10 protein-coding genes and 1 tRNA gene are annotated in these 13,853 nt (G+C 61.4%); 8 read left to right on the plus strand and 3 right to left on the minus strand.

Annotated elements, in window-relative coordinates:
• Positions 1–54 precede the first annotated feature (54 nt).
• Positions 55–1,203, minus strand: a complete 1,149-nt coding sequence (locus PSH97_RS14030) for a MalY/PatB family protein (protein WP_305449704.1) — start codon at positions 1,201–1,203, stop codon at positions 55–57.
• Positions 1,204–1,438: 235 nt separating this feature from the next.
• Here PSH97_RS14030 and fdnG point away from each other — a divergent pair, with 235 nt between their 5' ends.
• The 7 genes from fdnG (at position 1,439) to PSH97_RS14065 (ending at position 10,569) form a co-directional block, all read left to right on the plus strand.
• The gene (gene fdnG / locus PSH97_RS14035) at positions 1,439–4,504 is read left to right on the plus strand and encodes a formate dehydrogenase-N subunit alpha (protein WP_305449705.1); all 3,066 of its coding nucleotides are present in this window, start codon (positions 1,439–1,441) and stop codon (positions 4,502–4,504) included.
• Positions 4,505–5,449, plus strand: coding sequence for a formate dehydrogenase subunit beta (gene fdxH, locus PSH97_RS14040; RefSeq protein WP_305449706.1), 945 nt, complete (start codon positions 4,505–4,507; stop codon positions 5,447–5,449).
• The gene (locus tag PSH97_RS14045; RefSeq protein ID WP_305449707.1) at positions 5,446–6,099 is read left to right on the plus strand and encodes a formate dehydrogenase subunit gamma; all 654 of its coding nucleotides are present in this window, start codon (positions 5,446–5,448) and stop codon (positions 6,097–6,099) included. Before fdxH ends, PSH97_RS14045 begins: the two co-directional genes overlap by 4 nt.
• Positions 6,100–6,103: 4 nt before the next feature.
• A complete protein-coding gene (gene fdhE, locus PSH97_RS14050) occupies positions 6,104–7,030 on the plus strand; it encodes a formate dehydrogenase accessory protein FdhE (protein WP_305449708.1) in 927 nt (308 codons plus the stop codon).
• 72 nt (positions 7,031–7,102) lie between these two features.
• Positions 7,103–8,551: an L-seryl-tRNA(Sec) selenium transferase gene (gene selA, locus PSH97_RS14055; protein WP_305449709.1), complete on the plus strand. Its 1,449-nt coding sequence runs from the start codon at positions 7,103–7,105 to the stop codon at positions 8,549–8,551.
• Positions 8,548–10,467: a selenocysteine-specific translation elongation factor gene (gene selB / locus PSH97_RS14060; RefSeq protein WP_305449710.1), complete on the plus strand. Its 1,920-nt coding sequence runs from the start codon at positions 8,548–8,550 to the stop codon at positions 10,465–10,467. Before selA ends, selB begins: the two co-directional genes overlap by 4 nt.
• A 6-nt stretch (positions 10,468–10,473) precedes the next feature.
• A tRNA-Sec gene (locus PSH97_RS14065) sits at positions 10,474–10,569 on the plus strand.
• 20 nt (positions 10,570–10,589) lie between these two features.
• On the opposite strand, the gene PSH97_RS14070 is transcribed toward PSH97_RS14065, so the two are convergent.
• Entirely contained in the window at positions 10,590–11,897 is a 1,308-nt protein-coding gene (locus tag PSH97_RS14070) for an OprD family porin (protein WP_305449711.1), read from the minus strand.
• A 95-nt stretch (positions 11,898–11,992) separates the two neighbouring features.
• Positions 11,993–12,646: a hydrolase gene (locus PSH97_RS14075; protein ID WP_123722783.1), complete on the minus strand. Its 654-nt coding sequence runs from the start codon at positions 12,644–12,646 to the stop codon at positions 11,993–11,995.
• Between the two features lie 240 nt (positions 12,647–12,886).
• Here PSH97_RS14075 and PSH97_RS14080 point away from each other — a divergent pair, with 240 nt between their 5' ends.
• Positions 12,887–13,852 carry a tripartite tricarboxylate transporter substrate binding protein gene (locus tag PSH97_RS14080; RefSeq protein ID WP_305449712.1) on the plus strand — a complete coding sequence of 322 codons (966 nt, stop codon included), beginning with the start codon at positions 12,887–12,889 and terminating at the stop codon, positions 13,850–13,852.
• The last annotated feature ends 1 nt before the right edge of the window (position 13,853 follow it).

Consider the following 13,853-nt stretch of genomic DNA (forward strand, 5'->3'; position numbering starts at 1 on the left):
ATCGCTCCCACGCTCTGCGTGGGAACGATCAATTAACCCGTGGTGCCGCAGGGGTCAGCGGTTACGCAAACTACGCTCCATCCGCGCGATCCCTTCTTCCAGCAGCGCCCGCGGGCAGCCGAAGTTCAGGCGCACGAACTGCCGGGCGTTATCGCCAAAATCCAGCCCTGCGCTCAGCCCGACCTTGGCCTGTTCGAGGAAGAACTGCTGGGGGTTGTCCAGTTCCAGCGCCGTGCAATCGAGCCACGCCAGGTAAGTGCCCTGGGGCACGTTCATGGTTACGCCCGGCAACCGAATGCGAACCGCCTCCACCAGATAATCCCGATTGCTTTGCAGGTAAGCCATGAGCTCGGTCAGCCATGGGCGGCCTTCGCTGTAGGCGACGCGGGTGGCTTCCAGGCCCAGTGGGTTGACGCTGTCGACCATGCCGCAGCGGGCGCTGTTGACCCGATGACGCAATGCCGCGTCCTGAATGATCATGAACGCAGTCTTCAAGCCGGCGATGTTGTAGGCCTTGCTCGCCGACATCAGGGTGATGGTGCGCTTGGCGATCTGCGGGCTGAGAGAGGCAGTCGGAATGTGCACGCGCCCGTCGAAGCACAGTTCGGAGTGGATCTCGTCGGAGATGATCCAGGCGTCCTGCTCCAGGCAAATGTCGGCAACTGCTTGCAGTTCCTCGCGCGGGAAGACCTTGCCCAGTGGGTTATGCGGGTTGCTCAGCAGCAGCGCGCCGCCCCCTTGCAGCGCCTGGCGCAAGGCATCGAGTGGCGTCGCATAAGTGCCATCGGCCAAGGCGTCGAAGTCCAGTTCGATCTTGTTCAACTGCCAGTGGCCCGGTGCATGGCGCAGCGGCGGGTAGTTGGGCGTCTGCACGACCACGTTCTGCTGCGGCTGAACCAGCGCATGCAGGGCCATGTTGAAACCTGACTCGATACCCGGCAGGAATACCAGCTCCTGGGGTTGCACGCGCCAGGCGTACTTGCTCCACAGGTCGGCGACGATGGCGTCACGCAAGTCATCCTGCGCCACGCTGTAACCGAGCATCGGATGTTCCAGGCGTTTTTGCAGTGCCTGAATGATCGCTGGCGGCGCGGCGAAATCCATGTCGGCGACCCACATCGGCAATACGTCGGCCGGGTAGCGACTCCATTTGGTACTGCCGGTGCCATGGCGGTCGAACACCTGATCAAAATCGAAAGTCATGCTCAGTCTCATAAAAAGCAGAGGGGTTAATCCGGCGCTCATGATAAGCGCCAACCTTCACCGCTGGCGAGGTGTTCGATAGACCATGACCGGCAAGCCACCGACGGTCGGTTTCCAGACCGCGCACGGCAACATTGTCTAAAGTTCTAATTGGCGGTAGTTCCGTTGCCGTCACCGTGATCGTCCAGAAAAACCCGGTCATCGCACCGGGTTTCCACCTGATCAGGAGTGCACGATGGACCTCAACCGTCGTCAGTTCTTCAAGGTCGCTGGTCTCGGCCTTGCGGGATCCAGCCTCGGCGCGCTGGGCATGGCCCCGACGCCCGCTTTCGCCGAACAAGTGCGTCATTTCAAGCTCGCCCATACCCATGAAACCCGCAACACCTGCCCGTACTGCTCGGTCGGTTGCGGCTTGATCATGTACAGCCAGGGCGATAACGCGAAGAATGTCGCCCAGAGCATCATTCACATCGAAGGCGATGCCGACCACCCCGTCAATCGCGGCACCCTCTGCCCCAAAGGCGCAGGCCTGCTCGATTTCATTCACAGCCCCAGCCGTCTCCAGTACCCGCAGGTGCGCAAGCCCGGCACCACGGAGTGGACGCGAATCTCCTGGGATGAAGCGCTGGATCGCATCGCCGACCTGATGAAGGCCGACCGCGACGCCAACTTCATCGAGAAGAACGCCCAGGGGCAGACAGTGAATCGCTGGCTGACCACCGGTTTCCTCGCAGCGTCGGCGTCGTCCAACGAAGCGGGTTACATCACCCACAAGGTGATTCGCAGTCTCGGCATGCTGGGGTTTGATAACCAGGCACGTGTCTGACATGGCCCGACGGTGGCAAGTCTTGCCCCGACGTATGGCCGTGGTGCCATGACCAACCACTGGACCGATATCGCCAACGCGAATCTGGTTCTGGTGATGGGTGGCAATGCCGCCGAAGCGCACCCTTGCGGTTTCAAATGGGTGACCGAAGCCAAAGCCCACAACAAGGCGCGGCTGATTGTGGTCGACCCGCGTTTCACCCGTACGGCCTCGGTGGCCGACTATTACGCGCCGATCCGCACCGGTACCGACATTGCCTTCATGGGCGGGCTGATCAATTACCTGCTGACCGAAGACAAGATCCAGCACGAATACGTACGTGCCTATACGGACGTGTCGTTCATCGTCAAGGCCAACTACGGTTTCGAGGACGGGTTGTTCAGCGGTTACGACGCGAGCAAGCGCATCTACACCGATAAGTCCGGCTGGGGCTATGAAATCGGCGAGGACGGCTTTGCCAAAGTCGACCCGACCTTGCAAGACCCACGCTGCGTCTACCAATTAATGAAGCAGCATTACAGCCGCTACACCCTGGAACTGGCCAGTCAGGTCTGCGGCATGCCCGTGGACGCGATGAAAAAAATCTGGGAGGAGATCGCCACCTGCTCGCAACCGGGCAAAACCATGACGATTCTCTACGCGCTGGGTTGGACCCAGCATTCGACCGGCTCGCAGATGATCCGCAGCGCGGCGATGGTGCAACTGCTGTTGGGCAACGTCGGCATGCCGGGCGGGGGCGTCAACGCCCTGCGCGGGCACTCCAACATCCAGGGCCTGACCGACCTGGGCTTGCTGTCCAACCTGCTGCCCGGTTACCTGACCCTGCCGGCCGAGGCCGAACAGGATTACAACGCCTACATCGCCAAGCGCGCACTCAAGCCGCTGCGTCCCGGGCAGATGTCTTACTGGCAGAACTACGGCAAGTTCCACGTCAGCCTGATGAAAGCCTGGTACGGCGCCAATGCCACTGTCGAGAATAACTGGGGCTACGACTGGCTGCCCAAGCTGGACATTCCCGGCTACGACATCCTGAAAATGTTCGACATGATGGGCAAAGGGCAGGTCAATGGCTACATGTGCCAGGGCTTCAACCCCATCGCCGCCTTGCCGGACAAGAACCGGGTGATGAAGGCGCTGGCCCAGCTCAAGTGGCTGGTGGTGATGGACCCGTTGGCCACCGAAACCTCGGAGTTCTGGCGCAACGTCGGGCCGTACAACGATGTGGAAACGGCCAACATCCAGACCGAAGTCATCCGCCTGCCTACCACCTGTTTCGCCGAAGAAAACGGTTCACTGGTCAACAGCGGTCGCTGGCTGCAATGGCACTGGAAGGGTGCCGACGGCCCGGGGCAGGCGCGCACAGACATAAAGATCATGGCCGAGTTGTTCTTGCGCCTGCGCAAGCGTTATCAGGCCGACGGCGGTGCCTGGGCCGAGCCGATCCTCAAGCTCGACTGGCCCTACAAAGTAGCGGATGACCCGACACCGGAAGAGCTGGCCCGGGAATTCAACGGCTACGCCGTATCCGATATCACCGACGCTTCGGGCGCGATGATCAAGACCGGTCAGCAGCTGTCCGGCTTTGGCCAACTCAAGGACGATGGCAGCACGGCGTCCGGGTGCTGGATTTTCTGCGGCAGCTGGACCGAGCAGGGCAACCTGATGGCCCGGCGTGACAACAGCGATCCTTTCGGCATGAAGCAGAACCTGGGCTGGGCCTGGGCCTGGCCGATGAACCGACGGATCCTCTACAACCGCGCCTCTTGCGACCCTCAAGGCAAACCGTGGGACCCAAACAAACGGCTGGTGTGGTGGAACGGCAAGGTCTGGACCGGCACCGACGTGCCCGACTACAAGGCCGACGCCGCACCGGAAGCGGGCATCAACCCGTTCATCATGAACCCCGAAGGCGTGGCGCGTTTCTTCGCCCTCGACAAGATGAACGAAGGGCCATTCCCGGAGCACTATGAGCCGTTCGAGACGCCCATCGGCATCAACCCGATGCACCCCAACAACAAGCAGGCGACCAGCAACCCGGCCGGGCGGATCTTCGATTCAGTCTGGGACACCCTCGGGCAGGCCAAGGACTTCCCTTATGCGGCGACCAGCTACCGGCTGACCGAACACTTCCATTTCTGGTCCAAGCATTGCCCGATCAACGCTATTACCCAGCCCGAACAGTTTGTCGAAATCGGTGAAGTCCTGGCCAAGGAGAAGGGCATTGCCGCAGGTGACCGGGTTCGGGTCAGTTGCAAGCGCGGGCACATCGAAGCGGTGGCGGTGGTGACCAAGCGGATTCGTCCGCTGCAGGTCAACAATCAGGTGGTGCATCAGATCGGTATCCCGTTGCATTGGGGCTTCACCGGCGCCACCCGCCACGGTTACCTGACCAACACCCTGGTGCCGTTCCTCGGCGATGGCAACACACAGACCCCGGAATCCAAGTCATTCCTGGTCAACGTGGAGAAAGTCTAAATGGCCAGCCAAGACATCATCGCCCGTTCGGCCACCACCACCATGCCGCCTTCGGTGCGCACCCAAGAGGAAGTGGCCAAGCTGATCGACACCACCAAGTGCATCGGCTGCAAGGCCTGCCAGGTCGCCTGCTCGGAATGGAACGAGCTGCGCGACGATGTCGGTCACAACCTCGGCACTTACGACAACCCTCATGATCTCAGCGCAGACACCTGGACCCTGATGCGCTTCACCGAGCATGAAACCGACGCCGGCAACCTCGAATGGCTGATCCGCAAGGACGGCTGCATGCATTGCGCCGAACCCGGCTGCCTGGCGGCGTGCCCGAGCCCCGGCGCGATCATCAAGCACGCCAATGGCATCGTCGATTTCGATCAGGATCATTGCATCGGCTGCGGGTATTGCATCACCGGTTGCCCGTTCAACATTCCGCGCATCTCGCAAAAGGATCACAAAGCCTATAAATGCACGCTGTGTTCGGACCGGGTAGCGGTGGGGCTGGAGCCGGCTTGCGTGAAAACCTGCCCGACCGGCGCCATCGTTTTCGGCAGCAAGGAAGACATGAAAGAACACGCTGCCGAACGTATCGTCGACCTCAAGAGCCGTGGTTTCGAAAACGCCGGTTTGTATGACCCCGCAGGCGTCGGCGGCACCCACGTCATGTATGTGCTGCACCATGCCGACACGCCCAGGTTGTATGCCGGGTTGCCGGATCACCCGGCGATCAGTCCGCTGGTGGACCTGTGGAAAGGCCTGAGCAAACCCCTGGCGCTGCTGGCCATGGGCGCGGCTGTACTGGCCGGGTTCTTCCATTACGTGCGCGTCGGGCCACAACTGGTCGAGGAGGACGAACATCCAGTCACCCTCGACCCGGCGGTGCATGAATTCGATCCCTCGGTGCACACCTTTGATCCGACGAAACCCGGCGGGGAGGACAGGCCATGAACAACAAACCGATCCTGCGCTACACCGCCAACCAGCGCACCAATCACTGGCTGGTGGCGATTGTGTTTCTCATGGCCGCGCTGTCGGGGCTCGCCTTGTTTCACCCGGGGCTGTTCTGGCTCAGCAACCTGTTTGGCGGCGGTTCGTGGACGCGCATTCTGCATCCGTACATGGGCGTGGCGATGTTTGTGCTGTTCCTCGGCCTGGTGTTCAGTTTCTGGCGGGCGAACTACTTCAGCGCCAACGACCGGTTGTGGCTCAGGCGCGTCGGGACGGTCATGCGCAACGAAGAGGAGGGCGTGCCACCGATCGGCAAATACAACCCGGCGCAGAAAGTGCTGTTCTGGGTGTTGCTGCTCTGCATGCTGGTGCTGTTGTTCACCGGGCTGGTGATCTGGCGTGCCTGGTTCAGCGCGTATTTCGGCATCACCAGTATTCGCTGGGCGATGCTGCTGCATGCACTGGCGGGGTTCATCCTGGTGCTGAGCATTATCGTCCACGTCTACGCCGGTATCTGGATTCGCGGCTCGGTCCACGCCATGGTGCGTGGCAGGGTCAGCCGCGCCTGGGCGAGAAAACACCATGAACTCTGGTACCGGGAAGTGACCCAAGACGAAACGCCTGAGCGACCGATCACAAAAAAAGGATGACCCCTTGGCCACGATCCTCGAGCCCGGGCAGATAGAAGCGGCGGCGAGTTCACCGCCGTTTCTGTACCTGCCGCCGAACAACCTGTTCACCTTGCGCGCGCTGCGCCTGGAACGTCTGGCCGATGGGCATCCCATGGCGGACTATCTGCGATTGATCGCGGGTCTGTGTCGTGTTCAGCAGCGCCTGATGGACGATCCGCCTGTTGCGGCCATGCCCGAACCCGAACGCCTGCGGGTGTGCGTGGAACATGGCTTGCCACCATTCGCTGCCGACAGTCTGGTGCGTGAAAACGTTTGGCTACCCTTTCTCGAAGCCTTGTTGCAACGCTATCAGCCACCGCCACAGGCTGCGGTAGAAAACGCCGTGGCGACGTTGCGCAGTGCCAACCCGGGGCTACTTAAAGCCTGGGCGATTGCCTTGGTCAGCGGCCAGTATTCAATGCTGCCGGCAGAGTTGGTGCCGTTCCTCGGTGCAGCGCTGCAAGCGGCCTGGAGCCATTGGCTGCTGAGTTCACCCAACCTTGAACTCAAGCGCGGCGACAGCCTCAGCCAATGCCCGGCCTGCGGCTCGCCGGCGATGGCCGGAGTGATTCGTCATCGCGGCAAATACAACGGCTTGCGTTATCTGGTGTGCTCGTTATGTGCCTGCGAATGGCATGCGGTGCGGGTCAAGTGCGTGTATTGCGAACAGAGCAAGGGGCTTCAATACGTCAGCTTCGAGGATGACCGCCATGCCGCCAATCAGGCGCCGTTGCGGGCGGAAGTCTGCCCCGGCTGCAATAGCTATTTGAAACTGATCTACCTGGAAAACGACGCCGAAGCCGAAGCGCTCTCGGCAGACCTGTCCAGCCTGATGCTGGATATGCGCCTGGAGCAGGAAGGCTATCAGCGCCCATCGCCCAATCTGATGCTGGCACCGGGAGGCGACTGAGCCTCCCCCCTTGAGCAGTGAACTCAGCGGCTACACTCAGACGCGACGGTCAATCGCTTCCGGGAGCCTCTGATGTCCGCAACCTCCGCCGGCCAAGCCTTGCGGCTGCCCTCCATCGACAGCTTGCTGCGCCATCCCGCCTGCCAGGCGTTGGCCGAGCGTTACGGGCGTGACGCGCTGTTGGCCGGCCTGCGGCAACTGCTCGATGACTTGCGCGAACCGGTGCTCAAGGGTGAACTCAATGCCGTTGAAATCGCCCCCGAGGTATTGGCGGGCAGGGCGGGTGAACGTCTGGCGATCCAGCATCGCAGCCAGGTCCGCCGGGTGTTCAACCTCACCGGCACGGTGCTGCACACCAACCTCGGGCGCGCGTTATTGCCGGAGGCCGCTATCGAAGCCGTTCAGCTCGCTGCCCGCTATCCGCTCAATCTGGAATTCGACCTGCACAGCGGCAAGCGCGGCGACCGCGATGATTTGATCGAAGGGCTGATCCGCGAGCTGACCGGCGCCGAAGCGGTGACCGTGGTCAACAACAACGCCGCCGCCGTGTTGCTGACGCTCAACAGCCTGGGCGCGCGCAAGGAAGGCATCATTTCCCGTGGTGAACTGATCGAAATCGGCGGCGCCTTTCGCATTCCCGACATCATGGCCCGCGCCGGGGTGCGGCTGCACGAGGTGGGCACCACCAACCGCACCCATGCTCGCGATTACGAGGCTGCGATTGGTCCGCGCAGTGGCTTGGTGATGCGCGTACATGCGAGCAATTATTCCATCGAAGGTTTCACCGCCCGGGTGCCGACGGCTGAACTGGCGGAGCTGGCTCACCGCCACGGGCTTCCGCTGCTCGAAGACCTGGGCAGCGGCAGCCTGCTGGACCTGACTCGCTGGGGGCTCCCCGCCGAACCGACGGTGCGCCAAGCGCTGCTTGATGGTGCAGACATCGTCACCTTCAGCGGCGACAAATTGCTCGGCGGTCCCCAGGCCGGGTTGATTGTCGGTCGCAAAGACCTGATCGCGAAGATCAAGAAGAACCCGCTCAAGCGCGCGCTGCGGGTCGACAAACTGACCCTGGCTGCCCTCGAAGCCGTATTGGCGCTGTACCGCGATCCTGATCGGCTGGCCGAACGCTTACCGAGTCTGCGGTTGCTGACGCGACCTCAAGCCGACATCCTCGCCCAGGCCGAACGCCTGCAACCGTCACTGGCGCTTGTGTTGGGTGACCGCTGGAGCGTCAGCGCGGTGCCGGCGCTGGGCATGATCGGCAGCGGCAGCCAGCCGGTGGCGCGACTGCCCAGCGCTGCGTTATGCCTGCGGCCCAACGTTTCCAAACGTCTGCGTGGGCGGCGATTGCTGGGGCTGGAGGCAGGGTTTCGTCGGTTGCCGATTCCCGTGCTCGGTCGCATCGACGGCGATGCGCTTTGGCTGGACCTGCGCCAACTCGACGATGAAGCCGCGTGGTTGGCTCAGCTCAATCAGCTGGCGCAATTCGATCAGTTGCAGGAGGAGGGCCGGGACGGGTGATTGTCGGCACCGCGGGGCATATTGATCACGGCAAGACCTCCTTGCTCCAGGCACTGACCGGCCAGGCCGGCGACCGTCGCCGGGAAGAACGCGAACGCGGCATGACCATCGACCTCGGCTATATCTACGCGACGCTGGAACCGGGCGCCGCGCTGACCGGTTTTATCGACGTACCCGGCCATGAACGTTTTACCCACAACATGCTGGCCGGCGCTCAGGGCATTGATCTGGTGTTGTTGGTGGTGGCGGCCGATGACGGCGTCATGCCGCAGACCCGCGAACATTTGGCGATTGTCGAGTTGCTGGGCATCCCTCGGGCACTGATTGCAATCACCAAATGTGACCGCGTCGATCCTGCTCGTGTGCAAGCCGTCCGGGAACAGATCGAAGCATTGCTGGCGCCCGGACCGTATGCCGACGCGCCGCAAATCGCGCTGTCGAGTGTGACCGGCGAGGGTATCGAGACACTGCGTCAAGCCTTGCTGGAGGCGCAACATGAGGTGCTTCAACGCAGCGCCAGCGGCGGTTTTCGCCTGGCGATTGATCGGGCTTTCAGCGTGGCTGGCGCTGGTATCGTGGTGACCGGCACCGCGTTGTCTGGCCAGGTGGCCGTGGGCGATACGCTGATGTTGAGTCCGCTGGGCAAACCGGTACGGGTGCGAGGCCTGCATGCGCAGAACCAGGCGGCTGACAGCGCAACGGCCGGGCAGCGAGTCGCGCTGAACCTGAATGCCGAACGTTTGGCCCTGGAGCAGATTCACCGGGGGCACTGGCTGTTGGCCGAATGGCTGCATGCGCCGACCCAGCGTCTGGATATCGAGATGACCTTGTTGGCCAGCGAAGCGCGAAGCTTCGAGCACTTTCAACCGGTGCACGTGCACCTCGGCACTCAGGACGTGACCGGGCGAGTGGCGTTGCTGGAGGGCAGCAGCCTGGCGCCGGGGGCAAAGATGTTCGCGCAACTGCTGGTGAACGCGCCGGTGCTGGCGGTGAAGGGCGACCGCTTGATCCTGCGCGACCAAAGCGCCCAACGGACCCTCGGCGGTGGCCGGGTGCTCGACCCGTTCGCCCCGGCGCGACACCGCCGCAGCCCCGAACGATTGGCGCAGCTACAAACACTGGCCACCACGACCAGTCTGGAAGAAGCATTGCCGACGCTGCTGGCCAACAGCGACACCGGACTCGATCCGCAACGTCTGGAGCGTCAGTTCAATCGTCCGCGCGAAACTTGGGAGCTGCCCGACGATGTGCGCTTGATCGATACGCGGCAGGGGCCGTTGCTGTTCAGCGCTGCCCGCTGGGAAGCCCTGAAAGCGCCGCTGCTGGAACATCTCGCCCGCTTTCATCAACTCGAACCGGATCAAATGGGACCGGACAGGGATCGCCTGCGTCGCTTCGCCGGCACCGCGCTGGACCGGCCGACCTTTATCAGCCTGATCGACGAATTACTGGCCAGTGGGGCCATTGTCGCCAGCGGCCCTTGGCTGCATTTGCCCGATCACCAAGTGCGGTTGAGCGAGGATGACGAAACCCTGTGGCAACAGTTACAGCCGCTGTTTGAACAGGCGGGTTTCGATCCGCCATGGGTGCGTGATCTGGCTAAAGCGACAGGCCATGAAGAGGCGGTCGTGCGCCTGCTGCTGCGCAAGATGGCGCGCCTGGGGTGGGTGCACCAAGTGGTCCGTGACCTGTTTTACACCGACACGCTGCTGCGCCGATTGGCGGCTATGCTGGTGCAACTGGCCAGCGATAACCCGGTGATTCAGGTCACCGCGTTTCGCGATGCCGTGGGCCTGGGGCGCAAGCGCAGCATTCAGATTCTTGAATACTTCGACCGCATCGGCCTGACCCGACGCTTTGGCGACCGGCGCCACATTCGGCTCGACAATGCACTGGCTCAACCAGCAACAGACTGAGTTCAAGGAAGGCAATCGCGCCCGGTGGCGCGGCCGGGCTTCAAACCCGGTTGGGGACGGCATCCGTTCCCGGGCAGGTTCGACTCCGGCTGCCTTCCGCCATTTCCATCGTGACGCGCTGATCATAGTTGCCCGAAGGTCAGCGGATACTGGATAACAACGTAAACCCTGTCGATGTCATCGCCCGCCTGAGCAGTGTTGGCTCGGTGAGACACATGGGACAGTTGCACTGACAAACCCTTGGCGGCGCCGGATTGCACGATGTAGCGCACGTCTATGTCGCGCTCCCAATGCCGCCCGCCATCGCCTTGTTGAGGCACGTACTCACCGACAGTCTGGTCGAACGGGTTGTAGGCCCCACCCTTGGGCGCACGGGTGCCGTCGATGGCGCTGCCCCTGACATAACGGGTCATGAAGCTCAGACCGGGAATTCCATAAGCGCCGAGGTCGAGGTCGTAGCGTGCCTGCCAGGAGCGTTCGTGGGCGCCGTTGAAGTCGGCGTACTTGATCGAGTTGGCCAGGTAAATGGAGTCGCCACCGACGAAGTCGAACGGTGTGTCGCTATTGATGCGTTGCCAGGCCAAGGTAAAGGCATGTGCATCAACCGTATATTTGCCCGACAGGCTGTAGGCGGCGTTGTCGATGGCACCGGCCAGCGCCTTGCCGGTGTCTTGCGTGCGATACAGGTTGGCGTCGAGGAACACGCCGGACTGTTTCAGGTGCAGGTTGGCGTAATACTGCCGCCAGGTGTCACTCAGTTCGGAGGCATACAGGGCGCCGCCGACAGGGCTGTGTGTGAACAGGTCGGCGCCCAGAAACGTGATGCCACCGGCCTCGGTGTTGGCACCGTAGCCGTAAAAGTTGCCCTTGCTCGACGTGTTGTCTTGATTCTTGAACGCCGTGAAATGACCAGCCGCCAGTTTCACGTTGTCGATCTCGCTGCTGTTCAACAGAAAGCCCGTGGCGTATTCCGGTTGCAGGCGTTTGTCGGCGGTGTCGAACACCGGGGTTTCGACGGTCATTTCACCGAAGGCCAGGGTGGTTCGGGAAGCCCTGATTTTCAGCGCGCCACCGGCACTGGAATAGTTGTCTTCGCTGCGACCGTCACTGTCCAGCGGTAGTAACCCGGTCCCGGAATGTCCCTTGCCACCGTCGAGTTTCAATCCCAGAAAGGCATGGCTGTCGACGCCGAAACCAATCGTGCCCGCTGTGAATCCGGATTCAAAAGCGCCGATAAAACCTTGAGCCCACTCCTGTTTGTAGTTCTTGCCCGCTGGCGAGGGGGATCGGTAGTCGCTGTTAAGGAAGAAGTTACGACTGAGTACTTCAAGCTTTGCGCCCTGCACAAAGCCTTGCGATGTTGCCGGCGTCTCATCCGCCAGGGCAGTACCGGTGAAAAGTACAGAGAGCCAGAAGGACGCTTTAAGCATGGCTCCCTGATTGCGAATGCGCGGGAGGGCTTGCGGAGAAAACATCATTGATCGGCCACTCTGGAACAGCGACTCCGTAGAGTCGCTGTTTATTCTCAATGGCCTTCAGAGGCGTTGAACATGGTCTTGGCGTAGATCAGGCCCAGGCCATAGGCACCGCCGTTGGCGATGGAGGTTTTCACCGTCTCGTCGTAAGTCTCGGTACGTGCCCAGTCGCGCTGGAGTTCAAGCAAGTACTGCAGCGATGTCATGGGACGGGCGCCGATCTGGATCATGCGTTGCAAGGCCATTTCATGCGCCTCGGTGGTGACGTCGCCACAGGCATCGGCAATCACGTAGACCTCGAAACCCTGGTCAATCGCCGAAAGGGCAGGGCCAACGATGCACACGGAAGTCCACAGGCCGGCCAGAACGATTTTCTGTTTGCCGGCAGCGTTGACTTCGACGGCAATACGCTCGTCCTCCCAGGTGTTCATGCTGGTGCGGTCGATCACCTTGTGTTCCGGGAATACCGATTTGATTTCGTCGAAAATCGGGCCGGAAAAACTCTTCTCGGCAACGGTGGTGAGGATGGTCGACACCTTGAAGCCTCTTGCGGCCTTGGCGACAAGGGCAGCGTTGTTGCGCAGGGTGACGGCATCGATGGACTTGGTCGCAAACGACATCTGCGACTGGTGATCGATCATGATCAGGGTGTGGTCGGTCGGGGTCAGCAGGGTTTTGCCGGGAACTGCTTTTGCAATGGCCATGGTGAATGTCCTTACGGATTAAATGAGTGGGGTGATTCGCAAGGCCATGGTTGCGTAGATCAGGGCGGGAATATTGAGTCGATGTGCTGTTTTTTCGCAGGAATAATGATGGCAGGCAGGCCATTGAAAGCCCGCCAACAAATACAACTATGACCTACGCTTATTCCCAGACGCATGTTCAACGAACAGGGGCTCTTCCCTGATCGAAAACAACAAAAAGCAGCTCTCGGGAGACCACTCATGTTCGCACTGGCCCGTCGATTCAGCAGCCACCTCGCCGTATTCATTACCGCCGCCGCCCTCGCATCACCGGTTTTTGCGCTGGACACCGTCAAGTTCATGGCCCCGGGTTCGGTCGGTGGTGGTTATGACCAGACCGCACGCGTCCTGGGCAAAGCCATGGTCGAGGCGAAAACGGCAAAGTCCGCTACCTTCGAGAACAAGGGCGGCGCCGGTGGCACCCTGGGTTTGGCGCAATTTGCCAACGGCACCAAGGGCGACGCCAATGCACTGCTCGTGGTCGGTGCGATCATGGTGGCGTCCATCGAGCAGAACAAACCGCAAATCACCTTGAAAGACGTGACACCGATTGCCCGGTTGTTTACCGAATACAACGTGATTGCCGTGCGGGAGGACTCCCCGTACAAAACCCTGGACGACTTGCTCAAAGACTTCAAAGCCAACCCGTCCAGCATCAAATGGGGCGGTGGCTCCAAGGGCTCGATCGATCACATCGGTATCGCCGAACTGGCGAGCAAAATGGACGTTCCCGTCAACAAAGTGAATTACGTCGCCTTCGCGGGTGGCGGCGAGGTGGTCGCCGCGACGCTGGGGGGCCACATCACAGTGATCACCGGCGGCTACGCCGAGCTGGCCAAGTACGTGCAGTCCAAGCAGTTCCGCTTGCTGGCTATCGGCGCACCCAACCGCGTTGAAGGCATCGATGCACCGACCCTCAAAGAAAGCGGCTATGACGTGACGATTGGCAACTGGCGTGGCGTTTACGGCGCAACGGGCCTGACGCCCGAACAGCGCAAAGAACTGACCGAAGCCGTCCTGACCGCCACCAAAAGCAACGTCTGGCAAGAAAACGTAAAAACCAATGCATGGTCACCGAGCATTCTGACCGGGGATGATTTCGGCAAATTCGTCGAAGAAGAACATGGGCGCCTGCGCGCGATGCTGGTCAAGGTCGGGCTGCTTTGAG

Source organism: Pseudomonas cucumis, assembly GCF_030687935.1.
In the GTDB taxonomy this organism is placed as follows: Bacteria; Pseudomonadota; Gammaproteobacteria; order Pseudomonadales; family Pseudomonadaceae; genus Aquipseudomonas; species Aquipseudomonas cucumis.